Source organism: Streptomyces sp. NPDC012510, from assembly GCF_042955065.1.
Lineage (GTDB): Bacteria > Actinomycetota > Actinomycetes > Streptomycetales > Streptomycetaceae > Streptomyces.
The window spans coordinates 329,447-345,770 of sequence record NZ_JBIBEN010000006.1; the positions used below are offsets into that span (position 1 = coordinate 329,447).

Annotated in this window: 12 protein-coding genes and 1 pseudogene; 9 read left to right on the top strand and 4 right to left on the bottom strand. The window is 71.0% G+C overall.

All coding sequences use genetic code 11. The features are described from left to right. The first annotated feature begins 713 nt into the window (after positions 1-713). The 5 genes and pseudogenes from ACFY9I_RS14150 (at position 714) to ACFY9I_RS14170 (ending at position 7,447) form a co-directional block, all read left to right on the top strand. Positions 714-2,105 carry a diacylglycerol kinase family protein gene (locus tag ACFY9I_RS14150; protein ID WP_391001097.1) on the top strand — a complete coding sequence of 464 codons (1,392 nt, stop codon included), beginning with the start codon at positions 714-716 and terminating at the stop codon, positions 2,103-2,105. Between the two features lie 69 nt (positions 2,106-2,174). Continuing rightward, positions 2,175-2,609: pseudogene (locus ACFY9I_RS14155) on the top strand (serine/threonine protein kinase); the annotation flags it as partial. 318 nt (positions 2,610-2,927) lie between these two features. After that, positions 2,928-4,559, top strand: coding sequence for a succinic semialdehyde dehydrogenase (locus ACFY9I_RS14160; RefSeq protein WP_391001100.1), 1,632 nt, complete (start codon positions 2,928-2,930; stop codon positions 4,557-4,559). A 56-nt stretch (positions 4,560-4,615) separates the two neighbouring features. Further along, positions 4,616-6,424, top strand: coding sequence for a GMC family oxidoreductase N-terminal domain-containing protein (locus tag ACFY9I_RS14165; protein WP_391001103.1), 1,809 nt, complete (start codon positions 4,616-4,618; stop codon positions 6,422-6,424). Between the two features lie 288 nt (positions 6,425-6,712). Further along, on the top strand, positions 6,713-7,447 hold the full coding sequence (locus tag ACFY9I_RS14170; RefSeq protein ID WP_391001105.1) for a hypothetical protein: 735 nt from the start codon (positions 6,713-6,715) through the stop codon (positions 7,445-7,447). Between the two features lie 460 nt (positions 7,448-7,907). On the opposite strand, the gene ACFY9I_RS14175 is transcribed toward ACFY9I_RS14170, so the two are convergent. Further along, positions 7,908-8,228, bottom strand: coding sequence for a chorismate mutase (locus ACFY9I_RS14175; protein WP_391001108.1), 321 nt, complete (start codon positions 8,226-8,228; stop codon positions 7,908-7,910). 393 nt (positions 8,229-8,621) lie between these two features. Between ACFY9I_RS14175 and guaA the strand changes: the two genes are divergently transcribed. After that, positions 8,622-10,202 (top strand): glutamine-hydrolyzing GMP synthase, encoded by a 1,581-nt coding sequence (gene guaA, locus ACFY9I_RS14180; protein WP_391001110.1) that lies wholly within the window; start codon positions 8,622-8,624, stop codon positions 10,200-10,202. 31 nt (positions 10,203-10,233) lie between these two features. Here the strand turns inward: guaA and ACFY9I_RS14185 are convergent, their stop codons facing one another. Beyond that, positions 10,234-10,716 (bottom strand): pyridoxamine 5'-phosphate oxidase family protein, encoded by a 483-nt coding sequence (locus ACFY9I_RS14185; protein WP_391001113.1) that lies wholly within the window; start codon positions 10,714-10,716, stop codon positions 10,234-10,236. Positions 10,717-10,925: 209 nt separating this feature from the next. Between ACFY9I_RS14185 and ACFY9I_RS14190 the strand changes: the two genes are divergently transcribed. The 3 genes from ACFY9I_RS14190 (at position 10,926) to ACFY9I_RS14200 (ending at position 14,070) form a co-directional block, all read left to right on the top strand. Next, positions 10,926-11,720 carry a class II aldolase/adducin family protein gene (locus tag ACFY9I_RS14190; RefSeq protein ID WP_391001115.1) on the top strand — a complete coding sequence of 265 codons (795 nt, stop codon included), beginning with the start codon at positions 10,926-10,928 and terminating at the stop codon, positions 11,718-11,720. 340 nt (positions 11,721-12,060) lie between these two features. Further along, positions 12,061-13,341: a hypothetical protein gene (locus ACFY9I_RS14195; protein ID WP_391001118.1), complete on the top strand. Its 1,281-nt coding sequence runs from the start codon at positions 12,061-12,063 to the stop codon at positions 13,339-13,341. Positions 13,342-13,527: 186 nt separating this feature from the next. Beyond that, the gene (locus ACFY9I_RS14200; RefSeq protein ID WP_391001121.1) at positions 13,528-14,070 is read left to right on the top strand and encodes a DoxX family membrane protein; all 543 of its coding nucleotides are present in this window, start codon (positions 13,528-13,530) and stop codon (positions 14,068-14,070) included. 410 nt (positions 14,071-14,480) lie between these two features. On the opposite strand, the gene ACFY9I_RS14205 is transcribed toward ACFY9I_RS14200, so the two are convergent. Next, positions 14,481-14,762, bottom strand: a complete 282-nt coding sequence (locus tag ACFY9I_RS14205; RefSeq protein ID WP_391001124.1) for a hypothetical protein — start codon at positions 14,760-14,762, stop codon at positions 14,481-14,483. Then, a complete protein-coding gene (locus tag ACFY9I_RS14210; protein WP_391001127.1) occupies positions 14,749-16,278 on the bottom strand; it encodes a PspC domain-containing protein in 1,530 nt (509 codons plus the stop codon). The genes ACFY9I_RS14205 and ACFY9I_RS14210 overlap by 14 nt, the downstream gene beginning before the upstream one ends. Positions 16,279-16,324 lie beyond the last annotated feature (46 nt).

A 16,324-nucleotide genomic window follows, 5' to 3' on the forward strand; every position in this document is an offset into this window, starting at 1 on the left:
TGGGCGGGTGACAGTCCGTCGTGAGCGGATGGCAGTCCGGAGTAAGCGGATGGCAGTCCGGTGTAAGCGGGTGACAGCTCGTCAGGGCGGTGACGTGGTCGCGGAGCATCCGCTGCCTGTCGGTGGCCTCGCGCTCCCGCGTGTCAGCGAAGAGAAGTTTCGTGGCGGTCGCGGCGCGCGGAGCGGGACAACCCCAGAGCCGACGCACGGCTACCTGCCCTTCGAGTGACGTGACGGCAGGCGACGTTGTCCCCGGACACGGGATCCGACCGAAACGTCCACAGTGGGGGAGTACTCACACGGCCTGCTTGCGTGAGCAACGGGACTATAAGCGGCTTCCTCGAACAACCGTCAAGCCAGAGAGGGTAGTTGGCGTGAAATGTCCGGCCTGAACGGCTCGGTGGGGCTCGCGGACGACTCTTGCGGACTTCGCCATTCCTGTGGACGGCCTGTGGGGGCCGGGGGTTTGACGTGAAACTCTCCTTGTGTGGTCGAAGGAAGAGCTGCTGCCGACTGGAAAACTGAGGCGACTGGAAAACTGAGGCGACTGGAAGAGCTGCGGCCGACTGGAAGAACCGAGGCGGCCGCGAAGCCCGGCACCCGTCAGAGCGACGGCCCTATGGAGGCGAACCCCGTGGGGCCGTCGCCCTGTCCGGCCGCGTGCATCTACCATGCCGTGTCAAGTGCATGATCGGCGCGGAGGGCAAGCGAGCGTGGGCATCGAACACCTGGACGTGCGGGCTCACGCGAGACAGCGCTGGGCGGCGAGGGCCGCACTGGGCTGTGCGGCGCTCGCCGTACTTCTGCCGCTCGGCTACGCCCGCGAGGCGAGCCTGCTGCTCGTCGCCGGGGTCGTGCTGGCCGTCGGCCTCACCGTGGCCGCGCTGTGGTGGGTGCTCACCCACCGGGGCGCCCCCCGGATCGCCGCCGGTGCGCTGGCCGTGGCCGCCCCCGTGGGCGTCGTCTGGTGGTTCGCCGCCGTCAACCTGCTGTGGGTGGTGATTGTCTCGGCCGCCCTGTGGGGCGTCGCCGTCTGGTCCGGGAAGTTCGCCCTCAGCAGCACCAAGTCCCACCAGGTGCACGTACCGGAACACCGCACGCCGCCGCCCACCCGCCCCTTCCTCATCATGAACCCCAAGTCCGGAGGCGGAAAGGTCGAGCGCTTCCGGCTGAAGGAACGGGCCGAACGCCTCGGCGCCACGGTCCACCTTCTCGACCCCTCCCGCCACGAGGACGTCGCCGTCCTCGCCCGGGACGCCGTCCGAGGCGGTGCCGACCTCCTCGGCGTGGCCGGCGGCGACGGCACCCAGGCCCAGGTCGCCGCCATCGCCGCCGCCTACGACGTCCCCCTCCTCGTCATCTCCGCCGGCACCCGCAACCACTTCGCCATGGACCTCGGTCTCGACCGCGACAACCCCGCCGCCTGCCTCGACGCCCTCACCGACAAGGGCGTCGAACTCCATGTCGACCTCGGCTACGCCAGCGGCCACCCCTTCGTCAACAACGCCTCCTTCGGCGCCTACGCCGCCGTCGTGCAGAGCCCCGCGTACCGCGGCGACAAGGTCCGTACGACGCTGGAGTTGCTGCCCGAACTGCTCACGCACCAGCGCGGCCCCCGGCTCACCGCCCGCATCGGGGACGCCGTCATCGACGCGCCCCAGGCCGTCCTCGTGAGCAACAACGTCTACCGCAGCGACGACCTTGTCGGCCTCGGCCGCCGCGAACGCCTGGACGCCGGCGTGCTCGGCGTCGTCGGCGTGCGCGTCGACAGTGCCGCCGAGGCCGCCGGGCTGGTCCTCGGGCCCAACGCTCCCGGGCTCAGCCTTCTCATCGCCGACGAGATCGTCGTCGAGGCCGACCGCCCGGAGATCGAGGTCGGCGTCGACGGCGAGGCCCTCGTCCTGCCCACCCCCGTGCACTGCCGGATCGCCCAGAAGGCGCTGCGCGTCCGCGTCCCCCGGGACCGCCCCGGCGTGCCCGAGCCCAAACCGCCCCTGGACTGGCGCCGGTTGCGCAAGCTCGCCGCCGCCGTGGGTCGCACGGCCCTGCCGAAACACCGCGAACGGTACGGCTGGGCGCAGGACTTGTGGCGCAGCCGACGCTGACCCCGGCTCCGCCAGGCGGTACGGCGACAGGCTCCGCCCTCGCGAGGTACTGATGTGGCATGAGCGACGATGGTGAACATCCGCACGACGCACTCCCCGTACGGTGCCCGTGTGTCCGGACTCGACGGCCGTCTGATCGGCGGCCGCTACCGCCTCACCCAGCGCATCGGCTCCGGCGGCATGGGCACCGTATGGAAGGCCGCCGACGAACCCGTCGACCGTGAGGTGGCCGTCAGACAGCCCACACAGCCCACACAGCCCACACAGCCCACACAGCCCAGACAGCCCAGACAGCCCAGACTGCCCGGTGACTCCGGGGCATGGGCGGCGACCCCGACGGCCCGGAGGGCGAGGCGCGGCGGCGGCCCGCCAGCCGGCTCTACCACGAGGCCCGTGCCGCCGCCCGCGTCGGCCTCGCCGTCGTGGGCGCGCTGCACGCCACGCACGGCGTCGGCATCGTGCACCGTGACGTCAAGCCGGTCAACGTCCTCCTCGGACCGCACGGCCAGGTCGCCCTCCTGGAACCGCACGGCCAGGTCGCCCTCCTGGAACCGCACGGCCAGGTCGCCTTCCTGGAACCGCACGGCCAGGTCGCCCTCCTGGAACCGCACGGCCAGGTCGCCCTCCTCGGCTTCGGCATCGCCCAGGGCGGCCGACGGCCGCGAAGGAGTGAGCTACGCCGCATCCCCGGCCGCACCGCTTCGCCCGCCGCGCTGATCAGCGACTTCGTTGCCAGTGATCGCTGGCGTGGTGTGTGTACCCGGTGAAACCTTGTTACCGCCAGGTACCCAAAGTCGTCCGGTCCGGAATACCCTGCGCGTCATGACGGACTCGCAGGCCCCCGAAAAGACCGGCACGGCACGGACGACCGGCACCAACCCCCTGGCGGCAGCCCCGCAGGGTGCCCGTACCGCCGCCGATGTGGTCACCCCCGAACTGGTCGCCCAGCTCACCAAGGGCGTGGTCGGCTCCGGCCGGACCGCCAACCACACGCCGTTCACCGGCGAGAAGCTCGCCGACCTGCCGGAGTCCACCCCCGAGGACGTGGAACAGGCCTACGAGCGGGCCCGCGCCGCCCAGGCCGTCTGGGCCCAGGTGCCCGTGCGCGAACGCGCCGCCGTCCTCCTGCGCTTCCACGACCTGATGCTCGAACGCCAGGCCGAGGTGCTCGACCTCATCCAGCTGGAGACCGGCAAGGCCCGCCTCCACGCCCACGAGGAGATCCAGGCCGTCGCGGTCGCCGCCCGCCACTACGGTCGCAAGGCCCCCTTCTATCTGAAGCCGAAGCGCCACGCCGGGGCCGTCCCGACCCTCACCAAGGTCACCGAACTCCGCCACCCGCGCGGCGTCGTCGGCCAGATCGCCCCCTGGAACTACCCGCTCGAACTCTCCGTCGGCGACGCGATCCCCGCCTTCGTCGCGGGCAACGCGGTTGTGATGAAGCCCGACACGGAGACCTGCCTCACCGCCCTGTGGGCCCGTGACCTGCTCGTCGAGGCCGGTCTGCCCGCCGAGGTCTTCCAGGTCGTCCTCGGCGAGGGCCCCGTCATCGGCCCCGAGGTCGTCAAGCACGCCGACTACGTCTCCTTCACCGGCTCCACCCGCACCGGCCGTCAGGTCGCCCAGGGCGCCGCCGCCCGCCTCGTCGGCGTCTCCCTCGAACTCGGCGGCAAGAACGCGATGCTCGTCCTGGAGGACGCCGACATAGAGAAGGCGGCGGCGGGCGCCGTCCGCGCCTGCTTCAGTTCCGCCGGTCAACTCTGCATCTCCATCGAGCGGCTGTACGTCCACGAGTCCATCGCCGACGCCTTCCTGGAGCGCTTCGCCACCCGAACCAAGGCCATGCGCCTCGGCAAGTCCCTCGCCTACGGCGCCGAGATGGGCTCCCTCGTCGGCGACCGACAACTGGAGACGGTGACGCGACACGTCGACGAGGCCGTGGCCAAGGGTGCGAAGCTGGTGGCCGGTGGCGTCGCCCGCCCCGACATCGGCCCCTACTTCTACGAGCCGACCATCCTCGACGGCGTCTCGGAACCCATGGCCGTCTGCACCGAGGAGACCTTCGGCCCGGTCGTCTCCGTCTACCGCTTCAAGGACGAGGACGCCGCCATCGAGGAGGCCAACTCCACCGCGTACGGCCTCAACGCTTCCGTCTGGACCAGGGACGGCCGCCGGGGCCGCGCCGTCGCCGCCCGACTCCGCGCCGGCACGGTCAACGTCAACGAGGGCTACGCCTCCGCCTACGGCAGCGTCCAGTCCCCCATGGGCGGCATGAAGGACTCCGGCCTCGGCCGCCGCCACGGCTCCGAGGGCATCCTCAAGTACACCGAGGCCCAGACGGTCGCCCACCAGCGCCTGCTGCCGATGGCCCCCTCCCTCGGGATGGACGACGAGAAGTACGCCCAGTTCATGAGCCGCAGCCTGAGGGCGATGAAGGCACTCCGGCTGCGCTAGTCCACCTTCTCTCACCTACGGTCACGACCCGCACGGACACTCGACGAGGAGCACACGTGCCCCAGGACGCTTACGACTACGACGTCATCGTGGTCGGATCGGGCTTCGGCGGGAGCGTCACCGCCCTGCGCCTGACCGAGAAGGGCTACACGGTCGGCGTTCTGGAAGCGGGCCGCCGCTTCACCCGGCAGTCGCTCCCCAGGAACTCCTGGGACCTCAAGAACTACCTGTGGGCGCCCGCACTCGGGCTCTACGGCATCCAGCGCATCCACCTGCTGGGCAACGTCATGGTCCTGGCCGGGGCCGGCGTGGGCGGCGGCTCCCTCAACTACGCCAACACCCTCTACGTACCCCCGAAACCGTTCTTCGAGGACCCGCAGTGGAAGGACATCACCGACTGGCAGGAGGAACTCCGGCCGTACTACGACCAGGCCCGCCGCATGCTCGGTGTACGGCTCAACCCGACGATGACCCCGTCGGACGTCCATCTGAAGGCCGCCGCCGAGCGCATGGGCGTCGGTGACAGCTTCCACCTCGCCCCGGTCGGCGTCTTCTTCGGTGACGGCGAGGACGCCGACGGGTCGGCCAAGGCCGCCCCCGGCGAACCGGTCGAGGACCCGTACTTCGGCGGCGTGGGCCCCGCCCGCAACGCCTGCACCGAATGCGGCGAATGCATGACCGGCTGCCGTCACGGCGCCAAGAACACCCTCAACGAGAACTACCTCCACCTCGCCGAGAAGGCGGGCGCGGTCGTTCACCCGATGACGACGGTCGTCGCCGTCACCGAGGACGCGCAGGGCGGGTACGCCGTGACGACCCTCCCCACCGACGAGCGCCGCAAGGGCGAGTCCCGAGTGCTGAAGGCCCGCAGGGTCGTCCTCGCGGCCGGCACCTACGGCACCCAGACCCTGCTGCACCGGATGAAAGCGAACGGCCAACTCCCGCACATCTCGGACCGCCTGGGCATGCTGACCCGTACCAACTCCGAGGCCCTGGTCGGCGCCCAGACCGACAACCGCCGCTACAAGAAGGCCCATGGGGCGCCCGAGGTCGACTTCACCCGTGGCGTGGCCATCACCTCCTCCATCCACCCCGACGAGAACACCCATATCGAGCCCGTCCGCTACGGCAAGGGCTCCAACGCGATGGGGGGCCTGTCGATCCTCCAGGTCCCGTACGCGGGCCGCACCGCTTCGGACGTCCGACGGGTCCTCGGCTGGCTCCGGCACGCCGCCAAGCACCCCCTGCTGGTGGCCCGTTCGGTCTCCAACCGCCGCTGGTCGGAACGCACGATCATCGGTCTGGTGATGCAGTCCCTGGACAACTCCCTCACCACGTACCTGAAGCCGAAGGGCCTGGGCAAAGGCCTGCTGACGGCGAGCCAGGGGCACGGCGCCCCCAACCCCAAGCAGATCGAGGCCGCCTCGACCGCCGCGTCCTCGATCGCCGCCGAGATCAACGGCTTCGCCGGCAGCAACGTGGGTGAACTGATGGGCACCCCGCTCACCGCGCACTTCCTCGGCGGCTGCCCCATCGGCGCCACGGCGGCCGACGGGGTCATCGACCCGTACCACCGCCTCTACGGCCACCCCGGAATCTCCGTCGTCGACGGCTCCGCCGTCTCCGCGAACCTGGGCGTCAACCCGTCGCTGACGATCACCGCCCAGGCCGAGCGTGCGATGGCGTACTGGCCCAACAACGGTGAGCCCGACCAGCGCCCCGCCCCCGGCGCGGCCTACGAACGCCTCCGCCCGGTGGAGCCCGCGCACCCGGCGGTTCCGGCGGACGCCTTCGGCGCGCTGCGGCTGCCGCTGGTCCCGGTGCCGGTGGTGCCGCCGAAGGAGCTGAAGAAGCCTACGAAGTAGGAAGCAGGCCGAAGCAGGGCCCGGCCGGGCTCGGGTACGAGCGGCCACGCAAAGCGGAGAAGGACCCGCACCCCCCTCCGAGCGCGGGTCCTTCTCTCGTGTGCCAGGTGTGACCTGCGAGGTGCGCGAAGGGTTGCCCCCGCGATCACAGTTTTTTTGAGTGACGTGAGTCACATCCGAATGGGGTGGGGGTGACGCAACGAAACGTCGAGGTGTGATGTCAAGTACATGTTCGAACGGGGCCTGTGGGGCCTCTGTGAGCTGAGACGAGAGTCGAAGGTGGGGGACATGCGTTCGAAGATGTCGCGTGCGGCGGTGGCTGCCTCGGTGGTGGCCGCGCTGGGGTTCACCGCGGCGTGTGGTGGGGGCGGCGACGAGGAGAAGGGCGCGGAGACGAAGCCGTCGGCGACCGCATCCTCCTCGGCCGACGGAAAGGCGAAGGACACGGCGGGCACGGGCGCGCTGACCGAGGCCCAGTTGAAGGAGGCGGCCCTCGCGAAGGGTGACGTCAAGGGCTACGCGATCGCGGACCTCCCCGCGGAGGGCATGTCCGGCGACGCCGTTCCCGCGCAGCCGAGCGCCTGCCAGCCCCTCGCGAACATGTTCCACTCCACCTCGGACCCGCAGGCGAAGGCCCGCGTCGGCCGCACCGTCACCCCGGAGGACGAGCTCTCCGGCAGTGCCATCTCCCTCGCCCTCGCCGCGCACGAGCAGAGCGACGCCGAGAAGGTGATGGCCGACCTGCGCAAGGCGACGGAGAACTGCACCGAGTACGAGCACGTCGGCAGCAAGTACTCCAAGATCGAGGCCCTCACCGCCCCCGGGCAGGGCGACGAGGCCGTCGCGTACAAGATGCAGGGCGACATCGAGGGAGCCGAGATCCCGATGTCCTTCACGGTGGTGCGCAGCGGCTCGACGCTCATCGGCTTCCACGCGATGAACATGCTCGACGCGGACAAGGCCACGGTCCCGGCCGAACTGGTGGACGCACAGGTCGAGAAGCTGGCGAAGACCACGAGCTGAGACCACGGACTCGCCATGCCGGACTCGGTACGCGGAAGGGCCCCGCGAGACGGAAGTCGCGGGGCCCTTCCGCGTCAGCACCGACGTCAGGGCAGCGCCGGTGCCTCAATCCTGTTTTTGCCTCGTGCGTGGTGGACAACGGCCTCCGCAACCGTCTCGACCACCCTTGAGCAGTTCCGCCGGCCGGCTCCAGGCGTCCCCGGAGCCGACCGCTTCCTTGAGTGACCGGACCGCTGTCCCCTGCCGTCCGGTCACCACCCTGGAGCGAGGTCCCACGACGCACGGCATGATCCGCACGCCTCATCGCTCCAGCGGAGCCACGCGTGGTTCTTTCGGGTCCGGGCCTGGCTGGCACGGACACCGACACCAACGAAGCGTGCCGTGCGACGGTCACGCGCCGTACGGGTGAGAGGGCAGGCGTACGTACGTGTGCCGCGTGTGCGCCGCCTCCGCACGCCGGTCAGATGCGCCCCCGGCAGAGCTCCAGGAGGGTCATGGCGAGCGCGGTACCCGGCTTGCCGAGGGCGTCCCGGTAGTGGGCGAGGACCTCCATCTCCCGCGACAGGTTCACGCGCCGCCCGCCCGACTCGATCCGGGCCTCCTGGATCACGGCCGACACGGCCATCCGTTCCTGCACCAGCCCGATGATCCGATCGTCCAACGCGTCGATCCGCTCCCGCGCCCCACTGATCACCCCGGCCGCCTCAGCGGTCCGAGCACCGGTCCTCTCCGCGGCGGCGGCGGTCGTCCTGTCGCTGGAGGCGGTCGTCATGGTCGTCATCTCCGTGGCTCCTCGTCGTATCCGATCGGCCACCCCGCCCCGACAACCCCCGAAACGCCAGGCGCCCCGGACCTTGTCGGCCCGGGGCGCCTGGGAAGTCGCTTGTCAGTAGCTCAAGCAGCACGACCATGGCAGCCGGTGGGCCGGTTGCCATAGATAAAGACAAAGGTCGAGTGCGCGAACATGAACGCCAGTATGCCACGCCCCGCAACAGCACCTACCCGCCCCGTGCGCAGGCCGAGACTGGGTGCCCCCTCCTCCGAGCGAGTCGGGTGGTGACTGCCAAGGGGCTTCGGCGGTCCGGGGGCGGAGCCCTCGGTGGGCCCGCATCACAGGAGGGCACCCCGGTAGACTCGGCACCACAGACCCCGCCCAACCGCCGGAAGGCACCCCGTGTCATCAGCGAACCCCGCTGCCGCCGCTCCCGACACCGTCCTGGTCGTCGACTTCGGCGCGCAGTACGCCCAGCTCATCGCCCGACGCGTCCGCGAGGCCCGGGTCTACAGCGAGATCGTGCCGAGCACCATGCCGGTCGCGGAGATGCTCGCCAAGAACCCGGCGGCGATCATCCTCTCCGGCGGCCCCTCCTCGGTCTACGCCGAGGGCGCCCCCCGCCTCGACCGCGCACTCTTCGAGTCCGGCGTCCCGGTCTTCGGCATGTGCTACGGCTTCCAGCTCATGGCCACGACCCTCGGCGGCACGGTCGACAACACGGGAGCGCGCGAGTACGGCCGTACGCCCCTGCACGTCTCCAAGTCCGGCAGCACCCTCTTCGAGGGCACCCCCGACGAGCAGTCGGTCTGGATGTCCCACGGCGACGCCTGCTCCGCCGCCCCCGAGGGCTTCACCGTCACGGCCTCCACCGACGTCGTACCGGTCGCCGCCTTCGAGAACGACGAGAAGAAGCTGTACGGCGTCCAGTACCACCCGGAGGTCATGCACTCCACGCACGGCCAGCAGGTCCTGGAGCACTTCCTCTACCGGGGCGCGGGCATCACCCCGAGCTGGACCACCGGCAACGTCATCGAGGAGCAGGTCGAGGCCATCCGCGAACTGGTCGGCGACAAGCGCGCGATCTGCGGTCTCTCCGGCGGCGTGGACTCCGCGGTCGCCGCCGCCCTCGTACAGAAGGCCATCGGCTCCCAGCTCACCTGTGTGTACGTCGACCACGGTCTGATGCGCAAGAACGAGACCGAGCAGGTCGAGAAGGACTTCGTCGCCGCGACCGGCGTCCAGCTGAAGGTCGTCGACGCGGAGGAGCGGTTCCTCAAGGCGCTGGCCGGGGTCTCCGACCCCGAGCAGAAGCGGAAGATCATCGGCCGCGAGTTCATCCGCGTCTTCGAGCAGGCCCAGGCTGAGATCATCGCCGACGAGGGCCCCGAGGTCGCGTTCCTCGTCCAGGGCACCCTCTACCCGGACGTGGTCGAGTCCGGCGGCGGCACCGGCACGGCCAACATCAAGTCCCACCACAACGTGGGCGGCCTGCCGGAAGACCTCGAGTTCAAGCTGATCGAGCCGCTGCGCAAGCTCTTCAAGGACGAGGTCCGGATGGTCGGCCAGGAGCTGGGGCTCCCGGAGGAGATCGTCCAGCGCCAGCCGTTCCCGGGCCCCGGCCTCGGCATCCGGATCGTCGGCGAGGTCACCAAGGAGCGTCTCGACCTGCTCCGCGAGGCCGACGCCATCGCCCGCGAGGAGCTGACGGCGGCCGGCCTCGACCGTGACATCTGGCAGTGCCCGGTGGTCCTCCTCGCCGACGTCCGCAGCGTCGGCGTCCAGGGCGACGGCCGGACCTACGGCCACCCGATCGTCCTGCGCCCGGTCTCCTCCGAGGACGCCATGACCGCCGACTGGTCCCGGTTGCCGTACGACGTCCTCGCCAGGATCTCCACCCGGATCACCAACGAGGTCGCGGACGTCAACCGAGTCGTCCTCGACGTGACCTCGAAGCCGCCGGGCACCATCGAGTGGGAGTAGGCCCCGCTTTCTCGGCCTCCGCGCCCCGGGTTCAGGTCCGCTTGAGGGTCCGCACCGGCTCTCCGGGCTTCCAGACCTGGACGACCAGGTACTTGTCGTCCTCGATGTAGGTCCGTACGACCTCCGTCAGCTCGGTGCGGAAGAGGTGGAACGGCTCCGGCGGTTCCACCTCTTCGGTGTACGCGGCCTTGACCGCCGGATCGTCGACCTCGACCGCCCGACCGCTGATCCGTACGTCGCCGCCGCCCATCTCCGTGCCGGGCCCAGGATTGGCCTGGAGCGCGAACCGGGGATCACGACGCAGATCGAGGGCCTTGACCGAGTTCGGCAGCATCCCCAGCCACAGGTCGCCGTTGAGGAACCGGATCTCCAGCCCCGTCGTACGCGGGGAGCCGTCCTTGCGGAGAGTGGCGAGGACGTGATGGGTGAAGGCCTGGAAGCGCGCCTCGACGGTCTGCGCGAGCCCGGGTTCGGCGGCGGCGAAGGCGGCCCAGCGTGAAGGATTCTCTGGCATACGTCGAGTCTCGCGCGGATACCCGACAACTGCTGTCCGGTTACCCGGAGCGACGGGGAAGAATCGCTCGACCCGAGCAGGGCGTGTGCGTCCGGCACGTTTCTGTGACTTGCGTAACGGTTACGCACTCTCTTCACGGAACGCACCTGTTCCGCATGGGGAGCCGACGGTAACTTCCGCCTCGTAAAGGAAGTCAGTCTGGAGGACACATGCACGGGCCCACACCGCCCCTGCCCCTACCCACCGAACAGCTCCGGTTCGCCATGCCGCCGATGCACGAGTCGGCGCAGGACGAGCGACGGCACCGCAAGGAACGGCTGGCCGGGGCCCTGCGGATCTTCGGGCGTCTGGGGTTCGAGGAGGGGGTCTCGGGACACATCACCGCGCGCGACCCGGAGTACAGCGACTGTTTCTGGGTCAATCCGTTCGGGATGCCGTTCAAGCACGTCACAGTGAGCGATCTGGTCCTCGCCAACCAGGACGGGCAGGTGATAGAGGGCCACTACCACGTGAACCAGGCCGCCTTCACCGTCCACGCCCAGGTGCACGCCGCCCGCCCCGACGTCGTCGCGGTCGCCCACTGTCACTCCGTGCATGGCCGCGCGCTCGCCGCGCTCGGCGACCTGCTCGACCCGATCACCCAGGAGTCCTGCGCGTTCTACGAGGACCACGCCCTCTACGACCACTACACGGGGGTCGCGGTGGACGCGGACGAGGGCCGCCGGATCGCGGCCGTGCTCGGCAGCCGCAAGGCGCTGGTGCTGCGCAACCACGGGCTGCTGACGGTCGGCGACTCGGTCGACGCGGCGGCATGGTGGTTCCTGTCGATGGAACGCTCGGCCCAGGTACAGCTCACCGCGAAGGCCGCCGGAAGGCCGCTCCTCATCGAACACCGGCTCGCCGCGGCGACACGGGAGCAGGCGGGCGGTGATCTGGTGGCGTGGATCAACTACCAGCCGCTGTGGCAGGACATCAGCCGCAGCGAGCCGGATCTGTTGAGCTGACCCGGCTTCCCCTCCGTGTGCAGCTGCGAGTACGCCGTGGCTCCCCCCCCGGCCGGGTCAACACGAAGACCGGAACTTCACCCCGCGCCCGCCTTGCACGGAGCGGCCCCACCGGACCCAGGCCGCGTTCCGTACGGCACAATGCGTCGTCATCGCAGGGCACCTGTACGGCGGTACGGCTGTGGTAGCGAGCGGCCGTACGTACGACCGCCCGGCGGCGCGGTGACGGCGTCGATGAGGTGACGACGCCGATGGCGGTGACAGTGACAGTGACAGTGACGGCGGATGCCGAGGGACGCGGACGCGGAGGCGGACGCGGCGCGGGAAGGCGGGCTCGGACGTGGCGGTGCAGGAGGCGAGAGGGGGCATGGGCGCGGGCGCTCATGAAGGCGGGTGCACGTGCGGCGACTGCCCGCACGGGGCACGCGCGGGGCATCGGCGGGCGGTTGCCGCATTCCTGCTGAAGCGGGAGGAATTCGCGTCCGGGCAGGGGCTTCCCGCTGCAGTCGCCCACTCCGCGTCCGCCTCCCGGCAGTGGGTCTCCGACGAACTCACCCAGTCCGCCGCCCTCGTCGCCGAACGCGGCCGCGTCGAGGGCGAGGCCTGGCTCTCCCGCCTCTGGCTGCGCACGGCGATCGTCGCCTGGGCCGCCGTCATCACCCTCCTCCTCGTCCAGTCCCTCACCGCGATCGGCGCGGGCTGGACGGCCGCCCGCACGGCGGGCCTGCTCGCCGCCCTGCTGGTCGGCGCGGCCCTGACCGGTGCCGGATATCTGCACCGGGCGCGCGGTGGCGCCCTCGCCCCGGTCATCGGCGAGGACAACCGTCTCTCCACCTCCCGCGCGGTTGCCGCCGGTTGGGTGCTCTTCGTCGTCTACGCGATCCTCGTCCTCGTCGGCCGCCTGGCCGCGGCCTCCGACCACCGTGAACGCGACGCCCTCATCGCCGGCCTCGACCTCGCCCACGGCGCCGGCATCGTGACCGTCCTAGCCGTCGTCTGCGGCATCGCCGTCCTGGTCCGCCGTGTGGTCGGCCTCCGCGTCCTGTCGCAACGCCTCCAGAAGGTCCGCGCCCACCGACCCCGCGCCGCCGACCTCCTCACCGACGACTCGGGCCGGGGCAGCTTCACGGACATCCAGTACGTGATCATCTGCACCGTCGCGCTGGTCTTCGCCGCGGTGCGCCTGGCCCGCCGCCCCGACCAACTCCCCGACCTCCCCTGGGGCCTCGCCCTCCTCGTCCTGGTCTCGTCCGCCACCTATGTCGCCGGCAAGTACGCGGAGGGCGGCCGCCCCGTCATCCTCTCCGTCGTCCGCGCCCGCGAGGCCGGCGACCTCGACGCCCCCATCCGCAGCGGCGACGACATCGAGATCCGCGGTGCCGGCTTCGTCCCACCCGGCGCCCAGACCGCCGACCGCCTCTCCCGCATGGTCGTCCGCATCGGCCCCATCCATGTCCACGTCCCCCTCGTCCCCGTCACCGGCGGCTTCAGCAACCCCACCGACGCCGTCCTCACGGCCCCCGTCCCCGCCGACGTCGAACCCGGCACGGTCGAGGTCCAGGTCGTCACCGCAGCCGGCGTCGAAACCAACCGCTACACGATCGAGGTCTCGGCGGACTGACGCCCGAGCGGCGGATCGCCGGGGCGGATTCCTCGAAGCTGCCCCGCGCCGGTGGGCTCCCGGAGGGCCATGGGACGAGGCTTCCGCCCAGGAAATTCCCCACCGCAGTCTTGAGCACCCCCACCCTTGCGAACGTATCGTCTGTTGAGGGGTCAACGGCACGGTGGACAAGAGGCGGCGCAGACGATGACTCACGACATTCGCTCGGACTCCCACACCCCCTACTACGACGGCGGCCAGGACTGGCGGGACACAGCCACCCGCTACGCACTGCTCCCCCTACGCGTCTTCCTGGCCGTCACCTTCATCTACGCGGGCCTGGACAAACTCACCGACAGCGCCTTCATGGCCGCCTCCGGCTCCGGCTCCATCGGCGACATGATGAGCGCCGCCAGAGACTCCTCCGCCATCCCGGCTCTGATCGACATGGCCCTCAAGAACCCCGTCGGCTTCGGCTACGCCATCGCCCTCGGCGAGCTCGCCGTCGGCATCGGCACCCTCCTCGGCCTTCTCTCCCGTCTGGCCGCCCTCGGCGGCGCCCTCATCTCCCTCAGCCTCTGGCTCACGGTCAGCTGGTCGGCGTCCCCGTACTACTACGGCAACGACCTCCCGTACCTCATGGCATGGATTCCCCTGATCCTCGCCGGCGCCCCGGTCCTCTCCCTCGACGCGGCCATCCGCTCCCGACGCCACGGCCCCAGCAGGCACCGCGCGGGCGATTACCGCTGAGCCGTTCCTGCCCCGCCACCGCCCACCACTCCCCAGCGACGGCGGCTCAGCCCTCGCGATTGAGCCCGAATTCTCGGCGAGGCCATCCGCGCCCGCTTGAGCCCTGCGACCCAGTGCCCTGCGCCTGCACCCAACCTGCACCCCCGTGCCCTGCGCCTGCACCCAGGCCCGCGCGAGCCTGCGCCTGGGCTGTCGCAGCCCTACTACTGGGGGCTGCCGAGGCTGTATCCGGGGACGAACACGCTGTGCGCCCCGCCAGCCCGAGCCCTCCATCTCGGCCCCGCCCGAGCCCGCCGTCCTTACCGCCTTCAGGCCTCCCCACCTCCTTCAGACCGGCCCCGCCCCTTCAGACCGGCCCCGCCCGCCGCCTCCTCTCCGGTCGTGTCTGTCAGCCCGCCCGCTCGGTGGTTTCACGCCATCCCGTCACCCCAGGCGTTCCTGTCGGCCCGGTTGTTCCCGTCGGATCCGGCCGCCCCCGGCGCCCCCGGCCGTACGGACGCCCGGTGCCCTCGTATCACGTGGCTCAGGAAGGCCACCGCACCCGCGAGGCACAGCCCGCCGACGACGAGTGGGATCACGACGTACCACGGTGTCGCCCAGGCATCACCCGCGTCGCCCAGGTACACGACCCCGGTGGCGGTGAGGACGAGGCCGGCGACGAGCTTCCCCGGCCGGAACTCATGACGCAGCACGAGCCACCTCCGCCTGTCCCAGACCGACCTCGAGGTCGATCGTGAGGGTGCCACCGCTCTCCGAACCCTTCGCCGGGGACAGCGTCAGCCGATCTCTCTTGTCCGGTGCCACGTCCACGTCCTCCTTGTCGTCACCCGGCAACTGGATGTCACCGAGGCCCACTTCGACGTCGAGCCGCACGACGACGTCCGGCGGAACCACGACCTTCACCTTGCCCGCGCCCACCTCCACGCTGGTGGCGAGCGTCGCTCCCTCCGCCACGTCCACCTTCGACAGATCCAGCGTCCCCACGCCCGTGCCCAGCTCGTACCGGGCCGCCACGCCGTCCGCGTTCCTCGGCGTCCACTCCGTACGGGCCCAGTCGGTGGTGATGTTCGCCGGGAGCGCCGCCGCACCCGCCAGGAGGCCCGCCGTGACCACGGCCAGGAAGATCGACCCCGCTCCCGTACGGCCCAGGAGGGCGCTCACGGCTATGCCCAGGCCGAACACGGTCAGCGCGCAGGCCAGGCCGGTCTGCAGGCCGGCCGCCAAGGAACGGTCGTCCCATGTCGCGCCGGTGCCGATACCGCCGGCGAGCAGCGCGAGCAGGAAGACCCAGCCACCTATCCAGCGCGGCCCGCGCGGTTTCGGCGGGCGCACGGTGCGTATGTCCCGGCGGGAGGGTGGAACGCCCCGGGCGATGTTGACAGCCGCGGCTATGTCCCGGTCGCGGGTCGCCCACGGCCCCCACAGATAACCGGTGCCGCCCACATGCGTCCCGTCCTTGACTATCGGGTCGCGCCACCAGGAGGGGTAGGAGGCGGCCGCGGGGGGTGCCTGGGCCTCCGGCGGGGCGTCGGCCACGGCCTGCGCGGCGAGCGGGTCGGGATCGGGGGCGCCACGCTGCTGCGACCAGTAGCCCGCGCCGGCCAGGAGCAGGGAGACGACCACGGAGAAGGTCAAGACCGTCGTGTTGCTCAGCAGGGTGAGGAAGACGCCACAGCCGACCAGCGCGAACAGCACGGCCGCCAGGGCCTGGCCGTCGACACGGCCGGTCAACAACTTGCGTACCTCGTTCTCCTCCTCGTCGTCGTACGGCATGAACAGCCAGGCGAAGCCGTAGAAGATGAGGCCGAAGCCGCCGGTCGCGGAGAGCACCGCCAGCACCACCCGGAATATCACCGGATCCATGTCGCACTGTCGGCCGAGCCCCGCGCAGACACCGCCCAACATCTTGTACCGCCGGTCGCGGCGGAACTTGTGCGGAGCGGCGGAGACACCGGCAGGGTCGGCGGCGACCGCTTGATCCGCGGGTGCGCCCGCAGACGCCTGCGGGCCCGCGTCCGCCCGTGTGTGGGCGCTCGCCCGTGCCCCCGCGACGCTCGCCTGGGTATGGGCGCCCGCGTTCTCGTGCGCGCGCGGCTCCCTGGCCGTGCTCGGTGAGGGCGCGGCGTCCTGCGGCTCTTCGCTGGGCCGCCGGGCGTCCGGACCCGAGCCGGGGCCCGGCTCCGCTGCCGCGTGCTGGTGATGCGTCATGCGTCCATCGTGACCGTCGCGCCGCTCCGATGGCAGTCGGGATGAC